This window comes from Paenibacillus sp. FSL R5-0527 (assembly GCF_038008055.1).
GTDB classification, from domain to species: Bacteria; Bacillota; Bacilli; order Paenibacillales; family Paenibacillaceae; genus Fontibacillus; species Fontibacillus macerans.
Genome location: NZ_JBBOYI010000001.1, coordinates 7,240,657 through 7,262,656, shown reverse-complemented (window position 1 = coordinate 7,262,656; position 22,000 = coordinate 7,240,657). Strand labels below are relative to the sequence as shown.

Annotated in this window: 19 protein-coding genes; 18 read left to right on the top strand and 1 reads right to left on the bottom strand. The window is 51.4% G+C overall.

What is annotated here, in order from left to right; all coding sequences use genetic code 11:
* Window positions 1-25 precede the first annotated feature (25 nt).
* The 4 genes from NYE69_RS32760 (at window position 26) to metK (ending at window position 4,886) form a co-directional block, all read left to right on the top strand.
* The gene (locus NYE69_RS32760) at window positions 26-2,533 is read left to right on the top strand and encodes a hypothetical protein (protein ID WP_326044843.1); all 2,508 of its coding nucleotides are present in this window, start codon (window positions 26-28) and stop codon (window positions 2,531-2,533) included.
* A gap of 68 nt (window positions 2,534-2,601) precedes the next feature.
* Entirely contained in the window at window positions 2,602-3,117 is a 516-nt protein-coding gene (locus NYE69_RS32755; RefSeq protein ID WP_340930182.1) for a hypothetical protein, read from the top strand.
* A gap of 103 nt (window positions 3,118-3,220) precedes the next feature.
* Window positions 3,221-3,496, top strand: coding sequence for an alpha/beta-type small acid-soluble spore protein (locus tag NYE69_RS32750; protein ID WP_124333314.1), 276 nt, complete (start codon window positions 3,221-3,223; stop codon window positions 3,494-3,496).
* A 187-nt stretch (window positions 3,497-3,683) separates the two neighbouring features.
* Window positions 3,684-4,886: a methionine adenosyltransferase gene (gene metK, locus NYE69_RS32745; protein WP_213509708.1), complete on the top strand. Its 1,203-nt coding sequence runs from the start codon at window positions 3,684-3,686 to the stop codon at window positions 4,884-4,886.
* 380 nt (window positions 4,887-5,266) lie between these two features.
* Here metK and NYE69_RS32740 read toward each other — a convergent pair whose 3' ends face one another.
* Window positions 5,267-5,947, bottom strand: a complete 681-nt coding sequence (locus NYE69_RS32740; RefSeq protein WP_036619287.1) for a hypothetical protein — start codon at window positions 5,945-5,947, stop codon at window positions 5,267-5,269.
* A gap of 373 nt (window positions 5,948-6,320) precedes the next feature.
* On the opposite strand from NYE69_RS32740, the gene NYE69_RS32735 reads away from it, so the two are divergent.
* The 14 genes from NYE69_RS32735 (at window position 6,321) to csrA (ending at window position 21,974) form a co-directional block, all read left to right on the top strand.
* On the top strand, window positions 6,321-9,053 hold the full coding sequence (locus NYE69_RS32735; protein ID WP_036619288.1) for a stalk domain-containing protein: 2,733 nt from the start codon (window positions 6,321-6,323) through the stop codon (window positions 9,051-9,053).
* A gap of 48 nt (window positions 9,054-9,101) precedes the next feature.
* Window positions 9,102-10,274, top strand: a complete 1,173-nt coding sequence (locus NYE69_RS32730; protein WP_036619289.1) for a sensor histidine kinase — start codon at window positions 9,102-9,104, stop codon at window positions 10,272-10,274.
* The gene (locus NYE69_RS32725; RefSeq protein WP_036619290.1) at window positions 10,267-10,995 is read left to right on the top strand and encodes a response regulator; all 729 of its coding nucleotides are present in this window, start codon (window positions 10,267-10,269) and stop codon (window positions 10,993-10,995) included. Before NYE69_RS32730 ends, NYE69_RS32725 begins: the two co-directional genes overlap by 8 nt.
* A 953-nt stretch (window positions 10,996-11,948) precedes the next feature.
* On the top strand, window positions 11,949-12,368 hold the full coding sequence (locus tag NYE69_RS32720) for a hypothetical protein (protein ID WP_124333318.1): 420 nt from the start codon (window positions 11,949-11,951) through the stop codon (window positions 12,366-12,368).
* 729 nt (window positions 12,369-13,097) lie between these two features.
* Window positions 13,098-15,836: a helicase-related protein gene (locus NYE69_RS32715; RefSeq protein WP_340930176.1), complete on the top strand. Its 2,739-nt coding sequence runs from the start codon at window positions 13,098-13,100 to the stop codon at window positions 15,834-15,836.
* A complete protein-coding gene (locus NYE69_RS32710; RefSeq protein WP_240752145.1) occupies window positions 15,837-16,928 on the top strand; it encodes a ComF family protein in 1,092 nt (363 codons plus the stop codon).
* A 110-nt stretch (window positions 16,929-17,038) separates the two neighbouring features.
* Window positions 17,039-17,455, top strand: a complete 417-nt coding sequence (locus tag NYE69_RS32705; protein WP_036627427.1) for a TIGR03826 family flagellar region protein — start codon at window positions 17,039-17,041, stop codon at window positions 17,453-17,455.
* A gap of 133 nt (window positions 17,456-17,588) precedes the next feature.
* Window positions 17,589-17,876, top strand: coding sequence for a flagellar biosynthesis anti-sigma factor FlgM (gene flgM / locus NYE69_RS32700; RefSeq protein WP_036619294.1), 288 nt, complete (start codon window positions 17,589-17,591; stop codon window positions 17,874-17,876).
* Between the two features lie 9 nt (window positions 17,877-17,885).
* A complete protein-coding gene (locus NYE69_RS32695) occupies window positions 17,886-18,386 on the top strand; it encodes a flagellar protein FlgN (RefSeq protein WP_036619295.1) in 501 nt (166 codons plus the stop codon).
* Window positions 18,387-18,419: 33 nt separating this feature from the next.
* Window positions 18,420-19,991, top strand: a complete 1,572-nt coding sequence (gene flgK / locus NYE69_RS32690; RefSeq protein ID WP_036619296.1) for a flagellar hook-associated protein FlgK — start codon at window positions 18,420-18,422, stop codon at window positions 19,989-19,991.
* A 41-nt stretch (window positions 19,992-20,032) separates the two neighbouring features.
* Window positions 20,033-20,920, top strand: coding sequence for a flagellar hook-associated protein FlgL (gene flgL / locus NYE69_RS32685; RefSeq protein ID WP_036619298.1), 888 nt, complete (start codon window positions 20,033-20,035; stop codon window positions 20,918-20,920).
* On the top strand, window positions 20,917-21,309 hold the full coding sequence (locus NYE69_RS32680) for a DUF6470 family protein (RefSeq protein ID WP_036619299.1): 393 nt from the start codon (window positions 20,917-20,919) through the stop codon (window positions 21,307-21,309). Before flgL ends, NYE69_RS32680 begins: the two co-directional genes overlap by 4 nt.
* Window positions 21,306-21,734, top strand: coding sequence for a flagellar assembly protein FliW (fliW, locus tag NYE69_RS32675; RefSeq protein ID WP_036619301.1), 429 nt, complete (start codon window positions 21,306-21,308; stop codon window positions 21,732-21,734). The genes NYE69_RS32680 and fliW overlap by 4 nt, the downstream gene beginning before the upstream one ends.
* The gene (csrA, locus tag NYE69_RS32670; protein ID WP_036619302.1) at window positions 21,735-21,974 is read left to right on the top strand and encodes a carbon storage regulator CsrA; all 240 of its coding nucleotides are present in this window, start codon (window positions 21,735-21,737) and stop codon (window positions 21,972-21,974) included.
* The last annotated feature ends 26 nt before the right edge of the window (window positions 21,975-22,000 follow it).

Genomic DNA, 22,000 nt, shown 5'->3' with positions numbered 1-22,000 from the left:
GAATCTTAAACGGGGAGGAGACAATTTGAGAAAAGTTTCATTGACTGTAGCTGCCGCCGTTATGGCAGTATCCGCATTAGCCCCCATGCCATCGCAAACATGGGCCGCAGCAACGACAAAGAGAACCAACTTGACCCAAAATCAAGCAACGGTACATACACTGGCTAGTTTGCCTCCGGTGAAGATTACCGCGAAAAGTTTAGTTCGATTGAGCGATGTCAATATTTTAACTTTGGATGGCGAAAGTATTCTTACTTATACGCTGACAATCCAGAATAAGGACAACAAGACGATCGATTTGCTCGATTATTGGTCTAAAGTAAAAACTACAAGCGGGACAACTTACAGCACCTCGTTGATGACCAAAGACAAAGATAAGAAGAAGCTGGCGGCTGGTTCTTCCACAACCTTGACGTACACGGCCCGAATTGCGAATCACATCAAGCCGCACAATCTGATATTCCAGGTAATCAAATGGGATTTTAGCCAGCCTGAGTACGAGGCGTTGAAGGGACAGTTCAAGATTCCGGCAGGTTATTTAACGTCGACACCTTCGAATCAATCCAAAACTTTGTGGATAGCCGATGCCCGTGTGAAGGCAAAAGTGGGACAAGTGGCTTCTTATGTTTCAGGCGACTATAAAAACATCAGTGTTTTGCTCAATATGACGAATGTCGGCTACAAGCTGTTTGAAGATCCCAAAATAAAGTTTGTGATTCGTACATCTACAGGTGCAAGCTATCCAATGTCGGCGGATCCAACAACCAGCGTGGATTATAAAATCCAGCCCAAGGATACGAAGACTCTTCACCTGATGGCCCAAATCCCGAAAGCGATCAAGTTGTCGAACATGGAACTGCAACTGGCGCTGGATGACGAGACGGCCAAGCAAAGTCTGCCGATTGCAACATTGCAACTGCCTGGCGAAGGCGACAACACGATGGCGGTTAAACCGAATGTTCAAAAGTTCATCCAAGCTGGCAACGGTAAAATCGCCGTTAAGGTGACAAACGCTGTAGCGAACAAAAATGATCTTAAGCATGAGCTATCTGTACGATTTGCTATCCGTAATACAAGTGGGATGACGATCACTTTGCCGAAGTATCAGTTCGAACTGCAAACCTCGGATGGATACCGGTTGCCGATTAAAGCGCCGGCATTGGAAAATATGACTCTCCAACCGCTGGAGGAGACATTCATTACACTCCCGGTGACGGTGCCGGCCGATATCAGCATTGTAAATCCGCGTCTGTTCATGAACTTGCCGCCTGCAGAGGACAGCAAGGAGAAGATCGTTTATCCGGTTGCGGTTTTTGCGCTGCCGACAGTTCATACCGCTGAGAAAATGATCGGAAACAAGCAGTATATACAGACGAAGAACGGTGTTTTTGGCGTTACCTTGTCTTCGCTGCAAAAGTTGCCCTGGATTGATGGTGATCTGATCAGTGCCAAAATTACGATCAACAATGATGACGTCAAGACGGCACAGTTGCCGGAACTGACCGGAGCCTTACAGGTGGACTCCGTAAAGCTGGCTGAAGGAACCAAGCTGATCTTCACCCAGCCCGACAGATTGATCGGGGCCGGAATGTCGATGGATGTTTATGTGATAGCTAAAGTACCTAGTTATTTGGATTTTAACCGGTTGCAGGTTGACCTGCTCGAGAAGATAGGGGAAGAGAGTACCAACTGGATTCAATTAAGCAACTCGGGCGCAATACCAGAGGTAGCCGGTATCGCCAAGGGGGCTTCTTTTACGCTCGATACGCCGGGACGCAAACAGGAGTTGGGTGTGCTGCGTTCCCATATATACTCAGGGCCATCCAGTGATATAGTTTATACCGAGTTGGATGTGAGAAACCTGGAAGAACATCAAATTGATCTCTCGCAATTAGTCGGGGCATTCCAGACATTCGACGGCCGGACATACAAAGCCTCGGTTAGCCAGATCGATTCCCCGGCTGGACCGGAAGAGAAGAGTGTAGTAGCAATTTGGGCAAAGATTCCGAAGCAAGTTTCAATATCCGATATGAAGCTGATCGTTGGGGAAGGAATCACAGATAATAAGTTAACGCCGGTCAAAGGCGAACCTACGGGTTATATAAACGCTGCGGCCCTGGAGCTTGACATTTCTAATCCAAAAGCCAATAAAAAATTGAGAGATCTGGAGCTATTCCCATATGAATTGACTGTGAAGGATGTAGAAACCTCTCTTTCCAGCAGCTCTATGAATCTGAGCTTTACCTATGACCTGACCCGTAATAGGGACTATACGATCGGCGAGTTTGGGCACAAATTTCTGTTCGAGATCGAAAATTCTAGCGGACGCGTATTCGAGAAGGAGTTCGCTCCTGAAACCGATTTGCTTCTCAAAGATGGTGGGAGAGCAGGCTTCAGTGTTACCGATTCGGTATATGGAGATCTTACTGAAGATGACGACTTTAGATTAAATGTTTATGACCTGTTCCAAGGCCACAAAATTAAGCTCGGCAGCCAAAGATTTTATTATGACGAGACCGATAAAGATGACTAAATTTGGGCTTGTTTCATGCCTGTATAACCTCTATCATTATCGTAATGAGAGATTTGAGGAGGAACATGATGAAGACAGTATGGAAAGTCATGTCAGCGACGGTGGTGATTGGTGGTAGTATTTGGGCAGGTTCGTTGCTGAATTTGACGGCGGAGGGCTCAAGTGTAACAGGTCAACCAGGTACCGCTGACGATCCGGTGGTGACGAAGAGTTATGTGGACCAGGCCATTCAGCAGGCGCTCAAGGGAGGCGTGACCACAACAAAGCCTTCGGCCCCTTCGACGAGCAGCAGCAAAGGAGGAGGCTCAACCGATGCAATTGAAGTTGTAACGGTAGAGCCGGGGCAGACGTTGATTGCTGCAGCTGGAGCGGAGTTCGTGGTTCGGGCAGGGAAGGCTGTAATTTACAGTATTGACGCTGACGGTGTCACGGATTTGACCGATGGTGTAGATATCAAAAACGGAGGAGCGGTAACGAACAACCACCTGCTTTCGTTTCCCCGGGATGGACGCGGAGTTCAGGTTCAGGCCGGAAATAAGTACAGCCTGACGGTGTTGGTTCGCGGCGGATATTCGCTAAAATAGGACAGCCGATTTCTTCCTGAACGAACAATAATTCTATAGGTTATTTTTCACGGCTGAGCACATCCTACTCCTGAAAGACAATATTTATGGGGGTGGATTAAAGATGGCAAGAAGCAACTCCAAGCTGGTTCCGGAATGCCGTCAAATGCTTAAACAGTGGAAGTATGAAATTGCGGCAGAGTTCGGGTTGCCGGTCGGCGGCGGGGTAGCCGGTGAGGCGTCGGATACGGAATTCGCGGGCGAACTCGGCGCTTTGGGGACAAGCGGTGTTTCCGGCGGCAGCTGGCGGCATCTCACATCACGGGAAAACGGCTCGGTCGGCGGAGAAATTACAAAACGGCTGGTCGCTCAGGCGCAGCGTGATTTGCTTTTGCACTAATCTTTTGACATGACATGGCAAATGCGATAATATGACTTTGAGGATTGTCAAACAACCTTTTCCGATCAGGGAAAGGTTCATTTTTTGGTAAATAAAGTCGGTAAATCTGCCCATAATCCATTGGGGGCATTTTTAGTATTGGATACGAAGGCTTTCGCCATACTATCCATGGGGAGGTTGAAATTTTATGTCCGTACAAGGGCGACACTTATTTACTTCCGAGTCCGTTACGGAAGGACACCCTGATAAAATTTGCGATCAAATTTCCGATGCGGTTCTTGACGCATTTTTGGCCAATGATCCCTATGCCCGGGTTGCATGTGAAGTTTCCGTAGCCACCGGGCTAGTGCTCGTTATCGGGGAGATCAGCACCAAATCCGAATATGTCGATATTCCTGCTATTGTTCGCAAAACGGTGAAAGAGATTGGCTATACCCGTGCTAAATATGGGTTCGATTTCAATACTTGCGCGGTCCTCACCTCGCTTAATGAGCAGTCCGCCGACATTGCCCAAGGCGTAAACGCCGCTCTGGAAAGCAGGGATCCTGCCCAGGTCGATAAGGAAACGGAAAATATCGGCGCCGGTGACCAAGGTTTGATGTTTGGTTTCGCTACGAATGAAACGCCGGAGCTCATGCCGCTTCCGATTGCGTTGTCGCACCGTATTGCTCGCCGCCTTTCCGAAGTGCGGAAGGACGGCACGCTGGGTTACCTCCGGCCGGACGGCAAGACCCAAGTCACGATCGAATACGTCGACGGTAAACCCAAACGGGTGGATACGATCGTTGTATCTTCGCAGCATGCGGAAGAAATTACACTGGAACAAATTCAAACAGATATCAAGGAACACGTCATTCTTCCGGTTGTACCGGCGGAATTATTGGATGGGGAAACGAAATATTTCATTAACCCGACAGGCCGTTTTGTTATCGGGGGGCCACAGGGAGATGCCGGTTTAACGGGCCGCAAAATTATTGTCGATACGTACGGCGGATATGCCCGCCACGGCGGCGGCGCATTCTCTGGGAAAGACCCGACCAAAGTTGACCGTTCGGCCGCTTATGCGGCGCGTTACGTGGCGAAAAACCTCGTTGCCGCGGGGCTGGCCGACAAAGTGGAAATCCAGTTGGCTTATGCGATCGGCGTCGCTAACCCGGTATCCATTAATGTCGATACTTACGGAACAGGCAAAGTACCGGAAGAAAAATTGGTGGAGCTCGTTCGCCAGAATTTCGATCTTCGTCCGGCGGGTATCATTCGTATGTTGGATCTTCGCCGTCCGATTTACCGCCAAACCGCAGCCTACGGTCATTTTGGACGTACGGACATCGATTTGCCTTGGGAACGCATAGATAAGGCCGAAGCGCTGAAAACACAAGCGGGATTATAAACTATCGTTAATAGAAACGGATATCGTTCTCCTGGAAGGGAGAGGGTATCCGTTTTTTACGCTGCGACTCTCGTTTCTTATGTATCGAGAATTTTGCGTGCTTATAAAGTTGAAGAGTTGTAAAACATACAGTTATTTAGCTGATGACGTAGCTGGGCGCTAGTTTAAATGCAAATCCTACAATTAAAACGGCATAGTTGAAGGGATTGGTGAAGATGTCTGGATGTAATTGCAAGAAATGCAATTAATACGGATTAGCCCGCATCTAAATTTATCCTACCTGTAAGTTTTGCAACTAATTCGTCGGAGCCAGGCTCCTAACTAGTTCAACACCCAGGTAACCAACTATTTGGAAAAATATCTTATGGATCTTGCCTATGTCAGTCAATCATCTCCCAACTTCCTTGAAGCAGTTCGTAGCGATGAATTCTTTGTCCGGTTCCGTTTCGGATCGGCTGCATCCACCCTTTGGCAGAAAGAGATTGTAGCAAGCGCACCGCAGTCCGGTAATTGATGCCAAAATATTGGCATACCTCTTTAGGACTGATGGACCCGGCAGAACATAATGCCAGGCGGAGAACTTCCTTTTCTGCGAAAACAGAACGTTCTTTAGGCTGCGGATAGGCTTGGTACCGGTTAAATAACACTTGCAGGAGATTTCTACACAGATCAGGCCTTTGTTCGATATCATCGTAGGCGATAGAAACTACTCGGAAGCCGAGGGATTGCAGGTATAATTCACGATTTAATTCATTGCAAAACTTCTGACGATCCATTTCCTGTACATGAGGGCCATACCCCTTAATTTCAATCATAAATTTAAGAAGCCCCGGCAAATAGGCAAAATCGCCAAAATATGAGCGCCCCCGCCAATCGAGAATCTCATATTCGGGATGAAGATATTCGAAATTTCCATACAGCGGCCACCATACGTTCTTCAAAAATAAGGTTTCTCCATGTCCGTGTCCCCGTAAAAGGCGGGCTTTGCGCTCTCCCTTTCGTGAGTCTGAGTGCTGATTGATGAAGGTTTTATGCGCCTTTTCGAAAGTTAACGTTTTCATTTATACCGATCACTCCTCTTATTTTTTATATAGTAAAATAAAAAGTCCTGACCCTCTATCCACAGAGAAGATCAGGACGTGCTACGCCTTATATATTTAAATAGTAGCATTTTATCCGCCGAGTTTCCACAATGTCCACATTATCCACAAAAACAATCCACAATATCCACAGTTTTTATCCACATAATCCACGATATTCACAGCCAGCAACCACTACTTTTCAAAAACATAGAGAACTTTGACAATCTTGCTTTTTTTCGTAACTTTTTGGCGGGAAAATAGTCTATAATTTATAGATTAGGTTTCCAAAGGGATAGGGTAGGCTGTTCGCTTTGGATAATTATTGCAAAAGTTGGGAGAGTAGCAAATTAATATGGTAGTGGATAAGAATCAGGACTCGAAATGGATGCGGATTGTAGTGCGGGGCGGGAAACGATTGGCGATCGTCTCCTTGGCGGGAATGATTTGGATTCAGCCGGCGATCGGATGGGGACCGGTACCTATTGGGGGGACGGTTTCTACGGCGTATGCGGCAAGCAATCAAGCCGTAAAATTAAGCGAAGAAATCATTACGTCCGGGGCGAAACTTGTCAAATATCAATACACGGTGACGCGTTCGGGCAAGTCCGTTAAAGTGCTTGCGGATGTGGTCGAAGTCGATTTAACCAATCCTTACGTCAGTTTGGATGTCATGACCGGCAAGGGGGGGCAATTGACGACCCGGCAATCGGTGGAAGGCATGGCCAAAGAGACCGGTGCCGTGGCCGGGGTAAACGGCGATTTCTTTGCCACCGGAGGGCAAGGCGTGCCGATGGGAGCGGCGGTTTCCCAAGGAACGCTTGTCACAAGCCCGGCGCAACTCGAAGGCATGTACGCGTTTGGGGTGAAAAATGACGGAACGCCGTTCATTGACCGGTTTGGCTTCAACGGGACGGTGGTTGCCGAGGACGGCTCGTCGTTTGAGCTTGCGGGGATCAATCAGGAATCTTATGTAACGGAGCCGGATAAAACCCGCAGCCATGTCAACAAATTGTTTATATACACTAGCGCCTGGAAATCCGCGCAGCGGCCGGTGGACACTTCGACAACGCCGACGGAAGTGCTTGTACAGGGCGATGTGATCACGCAGATTTCGATCAAAGCGCCGATTCCGGGAGCCGTGCCGGCGGACGGATATATTTTGCGCGCCCATGGAACGGCGGCGGACTTTGTCGCTAAACATTTGGAGGTCGGACAGCGCATCGATACGCAGTATGAACTGCAGTCTTTAACGACTGGGAATAGCGTCAATCCCGCGGATCTCAAGGTGATGATCGGCGGCCATACGCTGCTGGTCGATCAAGGCCAAGCCTCGGCGTTTACCCGTGCAACGAACTCGATCAGCGGAGGCAGCACCGTGGCGCGTACGGCCGTTGGCTACTCCAAAGACGGGAAAACGGCTTATATTATTGCCGCCGAGAAAAACAGCAACAGCTCCGGGATGACGTTAAAGGAACTGCAAGGTTTTATGACGAGCATTGGGGTATGGAAAGGGTTGAACCTGGACGGAGGCGGTTCAACAACGATGGTGAATCGTCCGCTTGCCGAAACAAGTGCGCAGCTCACCTTCACGACGTCCAACGGATCGGCCGGACAACGCGCCGTCGCCAACGGCCTCGGCGTCTTCACTTCGGCTCCGCAAGGCACGCTGAAAGGCTTTAAAGTCAGCGGATCATCCACGCTGCTCATCGGGCAGACGGTCCCTTATGCCCTGAAAGGCTACGATACGTACTACAACCCGATTGCGACGGAAAGCACGGCGGCTTCCTGGAAAGCGAGCAACGGAAACGTCAAGTGGACAGGCAGCGGATTTAAAGGCGTTAAAGCGGGTACGGCAAAAATCACCGCTACAAACGGCTCGGCCAGCAGCAGCATGGAGGTGACGGTGCTGGGCGGCAGCGATCTTACGAGCCTGACGCCGGCTACGACGTTTGCGCCGCTCGAAGCGGGGGCTTCCGTATCCGTGCCGGTTACAGCTCAGCTGAAGAGCGGAAGCACGGTAAACGTTCCGGCGGAATCCGTGAAATGGACCTTCAGCGGCATGAAAGCCAGCGTAAAGGATGGCGCGCTCACCGTGCAGTCGATAAATTCCGGCACGAAGGTTGCTTATGCAACGCCTAGCTATGACGGCTTCACCGGCACGCCGGTTGTCTTGTCCGCTTCCACGGACACCATTTGGGAAAGCTTTGAAAACGTGTCTTACCCGATTTCGTTTACGGGGCTTCCGGCCGAGTCGCAGGGAACGGCAGCGATTGTCCAAGGGACGGGCGAACGCGCGAATTCGAAAGTGCTGCAGCTTGACTACGATTTGACCGGCGGTACGGGCAATAAATTCGCTTACGCGCAAATCAACGGAACGACCGGCAAGGAGATTCCGGAAAACGCCACGGCGATGACGATCGATCTCCTGGGCGATGCCAGCTTGAACTGGGTGCGCGCGGAGCTGGCGGACGCCGACGGCAAACCGGTGTATCTCGATTTGGCGCGGCCGCTGGACTTCACGGGCTGGAAAACGCTGAACGTCGACTTAACGGCAGCGGGCATCAAATATCCGGCCAAGCTGAAACGGCTGTATGTCGTAAGTGTGGAGGAAGGGCAAGATGAACGTATGCTGACGGGCAGTGTTTCTTTTGACAATATCCGGTTTACCGCTCCCGCCGCCGCTACAGAGGAAGCCGCCGCCGTGACCCAGCCCAGCGTCAAAGCCGTCATGGTTGTCGGCCAAAAATCGATGACGGTGGACGGGGCGAAACAAAGCCTGGAAGTGGCTCCGCTGCTGAAGGACAACACGACGTATGTACCGATTAAATATGTGCTGGATGCTTTTGGCGGGACCTCCACCTGGAACAATGCCGCGAAAAAAATTACCGTAAAGCGCGGAACGAACGTACTCGAGTTAACCGTGGGGGAAAAGGAATTTTTTGTGAACGGAACCAGCAAGCAAGCGGAGGTTTCTCCGATCGTTGTGGGAGGTAGGACTTTAGTCCCGTTACGTTTGGTGTCGGAACAGCTGGGCATTGGCGTAAATTGGGAAAAGAAAACCAAATCCATCACCCTCGAATCATGATATGATTAGTCTGGGACTATTCGGACTACAGAAACGGAGAAGGTATAGGTGGATTTTCAAGCAGATGCCATAGATCGCGTAATAAATAACGCTGTTAACGTACTTGAAAATAGCAAGCTGCAAATTCTCGAAATTTTGGACTCGGCGCGAAATGAGCTGAAGACGCTGAACACGGAGATGCAAAACGTAATGAAAGAAACGGCGGAAACCGTGGAGAAGGTCGACCAGCTCGAGGTGAACTACAGACGTTCCCGCATCCGGCTGACGGAAGTCAGCCGGGATTTCGTGCGGTACAAAGAGGAAGACATCAAACAGGCCTACGAGAAGGCGACGCAGCTTCAGCTTGATTTGCTGATTTATCGCGAGAAGGAAATGTATTTGAAGGCCAGACGCGATGAACTGCAAAAAAGAGTTCGAAACGTGGAAAAATCGGTCGAACGAGCTGAAACGATCAGTACGCAAATGGGCGTTGTGCTCGAATACTTTTCCGGCGAATTGGGACAGGTTACCCGAATCTTGGAATCCGCTAAGAACCGGCAGCTGATCGGTCTCAAGATTATTTTGGCGCAGGAAGAAGAACGAAAACGGATTTCGCGGGAAATTCACGATGGTCCCGCTCAGCTTCTCGCGAATCTAGTGCTTAGGACGGAAATTGTAGAAAGAATGCTCGCTAAGCAGGAATTTAAACTGGTACAGGACGAAATAGTAGATTTGAAAGCTCAGGTCCGCTCCAGTCTCGAAGAAATGCGGAAAGTGATCTTTAATTTGCGTCCGATGGCGCTCGATGATCTCGGTCTGATTCCAACACTGCGCAAATACGTTCATGATTATGAAGAGAAGACCAAGATTCGAGCCACCTTTGAAACCAGGGGCAAAGAGCATCGGTTATCCTCTCCGATGGAAGCGGCGATTTTTCGGCTGGTGCAAGAAGCGCTCACCAATGCGGCGAAGCATGCTTTTCCGACCTATGTTGGCGTGGAGATCACGTATCAGGCGCAAATGCTGCGCATCATTGTGCGAGATAACGGCCTTGGCTTCAAGGTGGACCAATTGGAGCAAAAGACGAAAGGGCATACCCATTTCGGACTGATTGGCATGCGGGAAAGAGTCGAATTACTCGAAGGAAGAATGGAAATCGAATCGGCAGCGAATATGGGTACCAAAATCGTCATCCACATTCCAACGAACACAGAGAAGAGAAAGGAGTACCAGGATGGATAATCTTACGAGTGGCAGCAGACAAGCAATCAAAGTTCTCTTGGCTGACGATCACCAGTTGTTTCGGGAGGGTCTGAAGCGGATTTTGAACATGGAGGAAGACATCGAGGTTGTAGGAGAATGCGGCGACGGCACTCAAGTGTTGGAATGCTGCCAGCAGTTTGCTCCGGAAATCGTGCTGATGGACATCAATATGCCGCAATTGAACGGCGTGGATGCCACGGCTGAACTCCGCGAGTCGTATCCCGAGGTCAAGGTCATCATTTTGTCGATTCACGATGATGAAAGCTATGTGTTTGAAACGCTGCGCAAAGGGGCAACCGGCTATTTGCTGAAAGACATGGAGGCTGAATCGCTGGTTAATGCCATCCGTACGGTGGCCGAGGGGAATGCGTTTATTCACCCGAAAGTAACCGGCAAACTGATTCAGCAACTGCGCCGCATGGAATATTTGAGCGAGACGGGGGCGATTGCCGAAGACAACGCGATCCGCGAAGCGGGCGTTAAATTCGTTGCCGGCGATGACAATCCGCTGACGAGACGGGAAGCTGAAGTGCTTCGTTTGATGGCGGAAGGACGCAGCAACAAAATGATTGGAGAGCATTTGTTTATTAGCGAGAAGACCGTCAAAAACCACGTCAGCAGCATTTTGCAGAAAATGGACGTTGACGACCGTACCCAAGCGGTTATTAATGCGATTAAGTTCGGTTGGGTCACTCTTTAACCGGCTAAAATATTTACAGATATAAATTCGGTTTGGCGCGGTTGATATTAGCCGAGCCGATTCCGCGGCAGCGGATGGTGTCTACACGTAAAGGCGGCGGCAGCTCGTAGTTTTAGGACGGCAGAGATAGCTGAATGTTCATTAGAGTTGATAGACACAGCAGATGATGCGGAAATCGTTTTTGACTGGCCTTCTCTGTGCCTTGGTTTCCATATTATTCATGATATTGAAATGTGAGGCGAGTTCCTATTTTTTTGAATGCTATAGGGACAGGGAAGCGGCCAGGTACATAGTACAGCGCTGTCTGCGAGTTGCGGAAATTGATGATTTTAGCCGTAATGCAGTACGCCGGCCCAAACGGGCAGGTGGGCTGTTATTCCGGCACTGTGGCGTTAAAAAGGTCTAGTCATCTGTCCAACTGCGATTGGATGAAAAGGGCTGGAAGGCTCCCGTTATTGCAGGCAGCGGTCTGTTTGACGGGAGCCCAGTAACCCTCCTTTTGCTAGCGGCATATATTGTCGCTATAAGGGAGTGTTCAAAAAGTCAGGTTTTCAGCACCGAGAAGGTTGGATGAAGCTTAGGGACGAAAGGAGCGGAGCGTAGGAGGAGCCTGCGTGAGCAACTGAAATGTTTCTGCAGGAAACATACTTCGAAAGCATATGCCCCACCCGGCTGAATTCAAGATTCGACGCCCGATCCGCTTCATGATCTGCTTCGTGATTAAAAGATGACTTTTTGAACTACCTCTACAAAGGAGTGTTCAAAAAGTCAGGTTTTTAAGCACCGAGAAGGTTGGATGAAGCTTAGGGACTGAGTAGCGGAGCGTAGGAGGAGCCTACGTGAGCAACGGAAGGCCCGGCTGAATTCAAGATTCGACGTCGAATCCGCTTCATGATCTGCTTCGTGATTAAAAGATGACTTTTTGAACTACCTCTACAAAGGAGGTGAGTTCCGTGGTTCCCTATATGGGTTGGGTCCTGCTTAGCTACGGATTGGCCGCGGCGCTGGTTCATTTTTTGCACGGAATATATTTACGGCGGAAGTCTACGACCAAAACGATGCATTATATTCTGGTGACAAGCAACCATGAGAGCCAAATGGAATGGTACTTGCGGGCATTGTCATGGTATGCGAGACTGCGCGGATTGCCGCTGCGGGTAACGGTGCTCGACGAGGCTTCGGAGGATGATACGCTTGCAATTATGCAAAAGCTGCAGGCGCAAGGCGATATGGAGTTGACCATTATCGGGCTGGCAGCGGTCCGGGAAGAAGATGTGGAGGCGCAGGCTGCCAAAACGGCTGGCGACGCTCCTGTTTGCATCGACCTTCGTATTCCGCAGGAGGCGGGAAAAATCCCCTATGTCCATGTGTAAGCCGCCAAGTCATATGTTCGCATCAGGCTGCGTTTGGGAGCGTACGAGGTTTTGGAAGCGCACCGATTATTGGGTTTCAAAAAATTACCAGGGGTTGCAGGAAAACGCCGAGCCGCAGCGAATACCAATAAGTGAGCCGAAACAAAATCATAACTTTATACTCGCGCATCGGGATGCGCGGCGCAAAGTGTGAAGCACACTCTTTATCAGGCCATAGGCCGGAGGGGTGTGCTTTTTTGCGTCTTGCGGTTTGTGAAGAAAGGGGATGTCGAAAAAAAGGCTTAGAACCGAAACCGGGGCTTGACAGGGACTGGACGAAGCTGCTCGGAGTACGTGGGGAGGGCTAACGGACCGAAATAACCTTATTTCGTTGAAATCAAGCGTTTTGGCACCAGCGTTGCATTAATTCTTGCTCAAGATTCCCCAAAAAGGCTGCCCGGAAATTTAACGGTTGTAGCAGCGGCTATTTTCCGGAAAAAGACCTTTTCTAAATTCTAACGGTTGTAAGCGTCGTTATTTGCCTGAATCTAAGCAAAAATAGCCTGATTTCTGTGAAATAAGCGCTATGGCAACCGTTAGAATATGTGTGGCTAGAAAATGTATCTTGTCAGATTTAATGCCACAGAAAAGAAGCAAAAAATAATGAAGGAATATAAGTAAATGGAGGAATTATCTTGAAATTGTTGAAGTATGCAATAAACTGCTGTTTTTTGGCGGGGAGAGGTGGAAATGAAGGCGGGTTTGTATGCGGTAAAGCTCATGACGGAGTGGCGGCTTTGGATCAGTTTGGATTTGCGGGTTGATTTGCTTTGGTGGGTTGTGGGAGGAAGCCGGTGGATGAGGCTGGGGGATCAGGGGGATGCAGCAGCATGCAGTGTTGTGGACGTTTTGAATGGGCAAGGGGGGCTTGAAAGACAGGGAGTGAAGAAAAAGATGGGTTTAACCGATGGGCCGATCTTGGCCGGCGGGACCGTGGGTTCAAACGGGGTTCTGCGCGGCGCTGGATTTTCACATCATGCGGGAGCTGGACTCGGGGCCTCGGCGATATATCTGCTTTCGGACGGTTTGCCCTTGGGTTGGGCGGTGAAGCTGCGCGGCCGGTTTAAAACGCAGGAGGCGATGGACCGGTGGAATGAGAGGGATTGGGAGGGCTTTTTAAAGCTTGGCTTGAAGCCGGAACTCGCGGCCGAAAAGAAGCTAAGCGATGATGAACGGGGGGGCGTTCGGAAAAATGCAGAACGTTTGAGTTCCTTAAGTGGAGTGAATTTGAGCAATACGCCGAGGAGAGCCGGGGAAAAGGATTTGAATTTGACGGGAAATCATGGCTGGTTATGGAGAGGGGAGGCGGGCTTGACTCCGCTAGGTCTCAGGTTGTTGGAAAGCGTGCCTGGAGGCGGTGAAAACGCAAAGGCATGGCGGGATAGCAAGCGGGGATGGAAGGATAACCGGGATAACAAGCTTTTTTTAAGTCAGGCCGATTCGGTGGAGAGGGAGTGGCTTGCCGCAGGGGAAGCGTGGCTTGTGCACACGCTTGAGGAGGCGCGGCGGCTTGCGGACGCGCTCGCGGGCAGGTCGCTGCTGGAAGCGGAGCTCCAGCAGCTGCTGGCGGAGCGCCTGCCGGGCCTTGCGCCGGCATGGCGCTCCGCCGCCCAGCTCGCGCACCTGCAGGGGCGCGTGCGGTTCACCTCGGGCGTGGGCGGGACAAGCCGCGCCCGAGGTGAAGCGGGCCCGCGCTGGCGCCGGGCCCGGGCGGGCCACCGCTGCCGGCGCTGCGGCAGCGAAGTGCACCGCCGCACGCCCTGCGGGGCGTGCGGCTCCCGCGGCTGCGCCTACTGCGAGGCCTGCCTCGCGCTGGGGCGCAGCCGCTCTTGTGCGCTGCTGCTTCGCGGCAGCGCTGGCGCCGAGCCGCCCGCGGCGCCGCAGGCGGCGGGCGGCTCGGCCGTGGCCCCCGCCGCGTCCCTGCTGGACCGGTGGGGGCTGAGCCCCGCGCAGCGCAGCGCGGCGGGGCAGGCGCTGCGCTTTCTATCGCAGCCGCACAAGCCCTTGTCGCAGGCGTACAAGCCCTTGTCGCAGGCGTACAAGCCCTTGACGCAGTCGCACAAGCTCTTAACGCAGTCGCACGAGCCCTTGGCGCAGCCGCACAAGCCTTTGGCGCAGCCGCACAAGCCCTTGCCGCAGTCGCACAAGCTCTTAACGGAGGCGCACAAGCTCTTGCCGCAGTCGTACAAGCTCTTGCCGCAGTCGTACAAGCTCTTGCCGCAGTCGTACAAGCTCTTGCCGCAGTCGTACAAGCTTTTGCCGCATCCGCCCGAGCCTTTGACGCAACTGCCCGGGCCCTTGGCGCATTCGCCGGAGCCCCCGGCGGAGCAGGCTTTGGCCAACCCGCCCGGGCAACCTGCCGTCCCCCGCTCCGCACCCTTTGCCCGGCTTTTGCGCCTGTTGCCCTTCGGCAGGCCGGCGGATGCCCGGCCTCCCCGGTTTTTGCTGTGGGCCGTGACCGGGGCCGGCAAGACGGAGATGATTTTTCCGCTGTTGCGTTACGTGTTGGACCAAGGAGGGCGAGCGCTGGTCGCCACGCCCCGCCGGGACGTGGTGCTCGAACTGGCGCCGCGGGTGGCCAAAGTTTTTCCCGATGTGCCCATGGCGGTGCTGTATGGCGGGAGCGAGCAGCGCTGGGAAGAGGCCAGGCTGTTTATTTCCACGACCCATCAATTGATGCGTTTTTACGAGGCCTTCGATTTGGTTATCATCGATGAACTCGACGCGTTTCCGTATCATAACGACCCGATGTTGGAATTTGCCGCAGAGGCGGCCTGCAAAAGAGACGGACGGTTCATTTTTTTGTCCGCTACGCCGCCCCCGGCCATGCAGCGGGAAATTCGCGCCGGAAGGCTGCCTCATGCCAAAGTGCCGGCCCGTTTCCACGGCCATCCGCTCCCGGTTCCGGTTCGGATTGCGATGGACCCGGTCGGGACCTGTCTGCGCCGCCGCTCCCTTCCGCGCAGCTTGCTTTGGCCCCTGGAGGAATCGGTCCGCCGCGGCGCGCAAATTTTTGTGTTCGTCACCCGCATCCGGCAGATCGAGCCGCTTACAGGGCTGCTCCGGGGCTGTTTTCCCGGACTGCCGCTTGCGGGAACCTCTTCCCAGGACCGGGGAAGGAATCGGAAGGTGCTGGAGTTCCGCGAAGGAAAAATCAGGCTGTTGGTGACCACGACGATTTTGGAGCGCGGCGTTACGGTGCCGCGAAGCGATGTATACATATTGGATGCGGACAGCGACCTGTTCGATGAAGCATCCCTCGTGCAGATGGCCGGACGGGCGGGGCGCTCAAAGGATGACCCGAACGGGACGGTGATCTTCGCCTCGCATGAATGGACGAAGTCCCAGCGCGGAGCTCTGCGGCAAATTCGCTGGATGAACAAGGCCGCGCTAAGGGGCGGTTTTTTGAAACAAAAGGAGGAAGTCTAAATGACGAAGTCATCCCAAAGTTTGGCGGTTCGGGGGCCCCGCAGAAGAAGACGGAGCGGGACGCGGGCCTATGCGGCGGGCGGCAGGCTCCGCTTGCCGTCACTAGGAGTTCAATACGCTTTGACGGAGGGGAACTCCCCTTTGGCGGGAGTGTTCTCCTCGCTGCATACCCTGCTTGCTCCTCCGGGAATTCCGTGCTTAACCTGCGGCAAGACGATTTCCGACCGCGTTCGGGGTTATCCGGAAATCTGCATGTCCTGCTACCTTTCGATTCCTTGGATCAAGCAAATCCGCTGCCGGTTTTGCGGGCGGCCCGTGGGCTGTCCGGATTGCAGCAGACCGGAACGTTCGCATTCCAGTTTTGTGATGAACCGCAGCGCGGTAAGCTATAACGCGGTAATGCGCGAATGGTTAGCCCAATATAAATTCAGAGGAAATGAATCTTATGGGGCGGTGCTTGCCAGAATGACGGCTCAAGCATACAGGGCGATGTTGCGGGAGTTGGAAGAAGCTTATGGCTTTGGGCGTTTCCGGTTTGATGCCGTTACCTATGTGCCGGTCAGCGGCGACCGCATGCAGGAACGGGGATTTAACCAGGCCAAGCGCCTGGCCTACGGCGTTGCCGCAGCCGGACGTCTTCCGCTGCTTAGTTTGGTGGAGCGCTCCCGGCATACCGAAAAACAAAGCTTTAAAAGCCGCTGGGAACGGCTGCGGGATTTGCATGACGTTTTTCAGCCGGACATTCACGGGGCACAGCAGCTGTCGGCGGCTCTGGCGGCCGCCAGCCGGAAGCGAAGCGGTTTTTCCCTTCTTGCTGACCGCTGGTTTGGTAAAACCGCCCCCGTCGGGCATGTCGCCGAGTCCGGTGTAACGAGGACGGGGCAGCATTCCGTTTCATCGGCCTTTACTTTCCCGGATGCGGCAGCCATCAAGTTTGCCGATCCTCCTGCGCCTCCCGTGCGCATTGTTCTGATCGATGATGTTTATACGACAGGCAGCACCGTGGAATCATGCTCCAAGGCGCTGCATGATATTTGCGGGCGGTTGGGGCGCCGGGCGGAGGTTTACAGTTTGACATGGGCCCGTTCCTGATTCTTACATTTTTTGGGCGATCCTTATGTAAAAGATATAGACGAATCCCCCTCGAATAGAGTAATCTAACATTATATAGATGTTATGTGAAGGGACGATTAAGCATGGGTATGAATCTTGGGAATTGTCCGCGTTGTGGGAGATTGTTTGCCAATAATTTCAGAGACATCTGCCCCTCTTGCATTAAGGAGATCGAAGAGGAGTACGAGAAGTGCCTGGATTATTTACGTGAGGAGAAGTTGGCTACAATTCAGGAGGTCCACGAGGCAACGGGCGTTTCGATCCGGCAAATTACCAAGTTCATCAAGGAAGGACGCATTTCGGTCGCCAACAACCCGAATATGATGTATCCTTGCGAGGTATGCGGGGTGCTGATTCGGCAAGGCAATATGTGCGATTCCTGCCGTACCCGTTTGACTCGCGATTTAACAGCCGCTACTAGAGATGATGCGCCAAAAACGGCCGGCTTAAACGAAAGAACCGGACAAGGAGCCTACAACGCCATCGACAAATTCCGTAATCCGTAATCGACAAAAAGACCGTCGGTTCGGTATAATATTCTTTATAAACCAATAGTTCGCTATTAAAAATGATTCAAACGCCGCCGATAAACTTAGTAAAGATTATCGGCTTTTTTATTTGGAAAGAAAGGTGGAGCCCATGAAAATCAATGAAACCGGACGGGCCGGAGCCATTAACAATTATCAGCGCCAACTGGATTCCCAGCGTAAAGATACAGACAGTAGAGCACGCCGCAAGGACGAACTTTCTATTTCCGAGGAGGCCAAAGAGCTTCTCAAGGCGCAGGAGGAAGGCACGGACGCGGAACGCGCCAAAAGAATCGAGGATTTGAGATCGCAGGTGTCCGCGGGAACGTACCAGGTAGACGCCAAGAAACTGGCGGAGAAGCTCGTTCCGTACTTCAAATCTTTTTTCAATGATAATTAGGGGGCGGCTATGTCAGTTCAGTTAATCATCGGCAGCTTGTCGCAAATGGATGCGCAGCAATCGGCTTTATTGGAAATGATGCTGCAAAAAAAACAGGCTATATTAGACCGTGACTTTGATGGATTGGTACGCATCTTGTCGCGTGAATCCAAAATGCTGAAATCGATTGAAGAGCTGGAACAGCAGCTTCTAACGGTTGCCCAGACGTTTTTGCAGTCCAAGGGAATCAAATCAAAACTGAACTTGACGATTACGGAAATATCAAGACTCGTCTTTGACCCCGAAGAGAAACGAATGCTGATGGAGTTAAAGGAGAAACTGGAGGGCCGTTTGGCTGAGGTGAAACGGGTGAACGCGCTGAATCAGGAATTGATTAAGCAGAATCTTTCGTTTATCGATTTTTCCTTGAATTTAATGATCGGCAACGAAGACGATGATACAACCTATTCGCCGCCGACGGGACAGGACAGAAAATCCGCGACCCGAAGAATGTTTGATACAAGAGCTTGATCCATATATAACGCGTAGAGGAGATGGGACAAAATGACCTCCACTTTTCATGGAATAGAGACCAGCAAGCGAGCCCTTTTCGTAAATACCACTTCGATGCAAACGTTAGGGCACAACATAGCTAATGCCAATACTGAAGGTTATTCCAGGCAACGCGTGAATCTTACCGAAGCCGACCCGATTTGGGCTATGGGGATGACGAAGAGCCAGCAGCCCGGGCAATTGGGCACCGGGGTTGAGTACACCAGTATTACTCGGGTAAGGGACAGCTTTCTGGATGTCCAATACCGCCGGGAGAACCAACTGCTTGGCTCCTGGGAAGTACTGAATTCGACGATGACGTCCATTCAGAATATTCTGAACGAGCCTTCGGGCAGCGGACTTAGCGCGGTGATGGACGATTTCTGGAATTCCTGGGAGACCTTGAACCGCGATCCCTCCCTCCTTAGCGCGCGTGTAGCCGTGGCCGGGGCCGCCAGCAACCTGGTGGATACGCTGAAGCATATCAGCGAATCGCTGACCAATTTATCGACCGATGTGAATTCCAACATAGACAAGAAGGTCCAGGAAGCCAACAATATCGTGGAAAATATCGCGAGATTGAATGTGCTGATCCGCGATAACGAAAGCTTTGGCGACAATGCCAACGACTACCGCGACCAGCGGGATTTGCTGCTCGATAAGTTGTCGACGATCGTTGACGTTCAGTTTACCGAGGATGAAAACGGTATGGTCAGCATTACGTCCGCAGGCGTCAATGTTTTGGACGGAGAAGCGGTGACCCCTTTGACTGCGGCTAACGCCACCACGGCAACGGCTGGTCAACTGTATGGATACGTTCAATCGCTGCAGGAAACCGATACGATCCGCAACCAGTTGAACGGTTTGGTCAGCACGCTTGTGACAGGGGATATTAAAGTCACTTTAAGCAATGGTTACATCGCTTCCAGTGATATTGTCGCTTTGAACGATGTAACGGTGGAAGGCATGGGGACGGTTGTTGCCGGCACCACGATACCTGCGGGCTCCAAGATCACTTCTTCCATGGATATCATGGTGAAAGGCTTTAACGGACTTCATCAACTGGGTTACACGCTTACCGAGCCTACTTCTTCGGGAATTCCCTTTTTCGTATCCAACGGCGGGGCGTTTTCGATTGACAATATTCAAGTGAATCCGGCAATTCTTGCCGATACCAATAAAATTGCCGCTTCCTCACAGTATGAGGTAAAAGATGGAGTAAACAAAGTTATCCGCGGGAACAGCGACATTGCGAATGCCATTGCCAGCTTGCGGGACGGTCTCTTTACTTTCCCTAACGCGCTTACTTCTTTGTCGCAGGGGACAACGGACGACTACTTCCGGGCATTGACCGCCGACTTGGGGATCCGCGCCAGCAATACGGAAAGGAACTACGAGAATCAACAAACGATGACGGACAATCTGCAAATCCAACGCCAATCTGTCAGCGGCGTCTCGATGGACGAAGAATTGGCTGACATGATTCGATTCCAACAAGCCTACAATGCCGCAGCGCGCAATATGACCACGGTGGACGAAATGCTCGACCGGGTCATCAACCAAATGGGCCGGGTAGGTTTATAACATAGATAGCTTAGCTTTGGATTTATAGGGAGGTTTATGGAATGCGTGTAACAGGTATGATGCAGAACTTGCAGCTGTTAAAAAACGTGAGAAATATCAACACGGCGATGATGACCGGCCAACAGCAGCTGGCAACCGGGCAAAAAATCAGCAAACCGAGCGACGATCCGATCGGAACCGGTTATCAAATGCGATACGATACCGACTTGGCGCGGAGCCAGGAGTTTTTGACGAATGCGCAGACAGGCACGGAGATTTTGAAGACGATGGATTCTTTGCTGCAGCAGGCATCGGATGTGCTGAAGCGTGCGCGTACCTTGGCGCTTCAAGGGGCCAACGGGACTTTGGATTTACAGCAAAGACAAACGATCTCATCGGAAATCAAACAGTTAAAGGAACAAATGGTTACTATCGGTAATAGCACCTTTAACGGTAGATACCTGTTTAACGGGCAGAAAACGGATCAGGCTCCCTATACCGTAGATGGAGCGGCTAACGCAGAAACGGATCCGGGATTGTTTTATCTTAACGTAAGCCCGTCCGTAAAGGTGCCGGTAAGCATTACCGGCGAAGTTGTATTCGGAGAAGCCGGAACAAATAATGTCTTTAAGGTTCTGGACGATCTGGCGAATGCGCTCGATACCAATAATGAGGCCGGAATTCAGGCGGCCATCGATAATATCGACGTTGTTTCCGACCGCATTAATGTCAGTTGGTCGGAGATAGGTGCGCGAATGAACCGGTTTGATCTAATGATCAACCGGATTCAGGATGAACAGGTAAATATAAAGGAACAACGATCAAACGTCGCCGACGTAAATTATCCGGAAGCAATCGTGGATTTGAAGATGAAAGAAAATGTACTTCAAGCAGCTTTGTCCACGGGAGCGAGAATTATGCAGACGTCGCTGGTTGACTTCCTGCGATGATTAGCGCCATCCTGCCAAATGACTGGGGGAAGTATAGACCGGCGGAAATTAACGTTCGCCTAACTCCTCCCGAATTGGAAACCGATTGGACAGGCGTTTATGATGATTTGGATCTGAAACGTCCACGTTCACTTGCGAGGGAATTAGACGGACAAGCTCAGGCGGCGATATTAAGGGATATTGCTTCCAAGGCTCAGGAAGGTGACCGGGTGGCCAATATTTCCTCGGGCGAAAAAAACGTGTTCGGTCACATTGCCCACGAAAGATACATGCGAAAGGGACAAAAGGAAGTGACGATCGAAGCTCTTCCAAAGCAGGGAGTGATTATCGACTTCCGGATTTATCCCCCAGAAATTCAAGTTGATCCGAGAGGAGCACTTCCAAAATGATGCAGATTCATAGTGAGACATACGGGGTGCTTGAAGTTAAGGAAGAGCAGATTTACTCCTTCGAACCTGGAATTTTGGGCATTCCTGAAATCAAGCAGTATGCGTTGCTTCCTATGCAGGACACTCCTTTCTATGTATTGCATTCTTTAGAGGATGAAGTCAGTTTTATTTTACTACCTTCTCATCAGGTGGTTGAAAATTACAGCTTTCGCATTCCGGAAGAAATCGTGGACTCGCTGGAACTTTCATCACCGGATGATGTGGGCGTGATGCTTATCGTCAATGTCCAGTCGAGCGAACTGTTTGTAAATCTGATGGCTCCGGTCCTTCTTGCTCCGAATTCGCATAAAGGATGCCAGTATATTATCAAGGATCAGGAGTTTCCGATCCGGCATCCCCTTCTTATACAAAAAGGAGGCGTGTAGATGCTGGTCCTGAGAAGGAAAATCGGAGAAGCGGTTATGATCGGAGACGAAATCCAAGTGCAGATTTTGGGGATCGAAGGCGATCAAATCAAGCTGGGCTTCGTGGCCCCTAAGGATGTATCTATTTTACGCCAAGAGTTGTACCAAGGAATCGTTGCCGAAAATTTGGCGGCAAAGGAGCAAACCAGTCTATTGCAGCAAGAACAAATCCTGGACCTGCTAAAAAAATTTAAAATGTAAATCATTTTGAAGGTAGGTGGGTTGGG

Coding starts and splice junctions, on each gene's coding strand:
- NYE69_RS32755 (WP_340930182.1), top strand. CDS start 2,602: ATGAAGACAGTATGGAAAGTCATGTCAGCGACGGTGGTGATTGGTGGT.
- NYE69_RS32750 (WP_124333314.1), top strand. CDS start 3,221: ATGGCAAGAAGCAACTCCAAGCTGGTTCCGGAATGCCGTCAAATGCTT.
- metK (WP_213509708.1), top strand. CDS start 3,684: ATGTCCGTACAAGGGCGACACTTATTTACTTCCGAGTCCGTTACGGAA.
- NYE69_RS32740 (WP_036619287.1), bottom strand. CDS start 5,947: ATGAAAACGTTAACTTTCGAAAAGGCGCATAAAACCTTCATCAATCAG.
- NYE69_RS32735 (WP_036619288.1), top strand. CDS start 6,321: ATGGTAGTGGATAAGAATCAGGACTCGAAATGGATGCGGATTGTAGTG.
- NYE69_RS32725 (WP_036619290.1), top strand. CDS start 10,267: ATGGATAATCTTACGAGTGGCAGCAGACAAGCAATCAAAGTTCTCTTG.
- NYE69_RS32715 (WP_340930176.1), top strand. CDS start 13,098: ATGAAGGCGGGTTTGTATGCGGTAAAGCTCATGACGGAGTGGCGGCTT.
- NYE69_RS32710 (WP_240752145.1), top strand. CDS start 15,837: ATGACGAAGTCATCCCAAAGTTTGGCGGTTCGGGGGCCCCGCAGAAGA.
- NYE69_RS32705 (WP_036627427.1), top strand. CDS start 17,039: ATGAATCTTGGGAATTGTCCGCGTTGTGGGAGATTGTTTGCCAATAAT.
- flgM (WP_036619294.1), top strand. CDS start 17,589: ATGAAAATCAATGAAACCGGACGGGCCGGAGCCATTAACAATTATCAG.
- NYE69_RS32695 (WP_036619295.1), top strand. CDS start 17,886: ATGTCAGTTCAGTTAATCATCGGCAGCTTGTCGCAAATGGATGCGCAG.
- flgK (WP_036619296.1), top strand. CDS start 18,420: ATGACCTCCACTTTTCATGGAATAGAGACCAGCAAGCGAGCCCTTTTC.
- flgL (WP_036619298.1), top strand. CDS start 20,033: ATGCGTGTAACAGGTATGATGCAGAACTTGCAGCTGTTAAAAAACGTG.
- NYE69_RS32680 (WP_036619299.1), top strand. CDS start 20,917: ATGATTAGCGCCATCCTGCCAAATGACTGGGGGAAGTATAGACCGGCG.
- fliW (WP_036619301.1), top strand. CDS start 21,306: ATGATGCAGATTCATAGTGAGACATACGGGGTGCTTGAAGTTAAGGAA.
- csrA (WP_036619302.1), top strand. CDS start 21,735: ATGCTGGTCCTGAGAAGGAAAATCGGAGAAGCGGTTATGATCGGAGAC.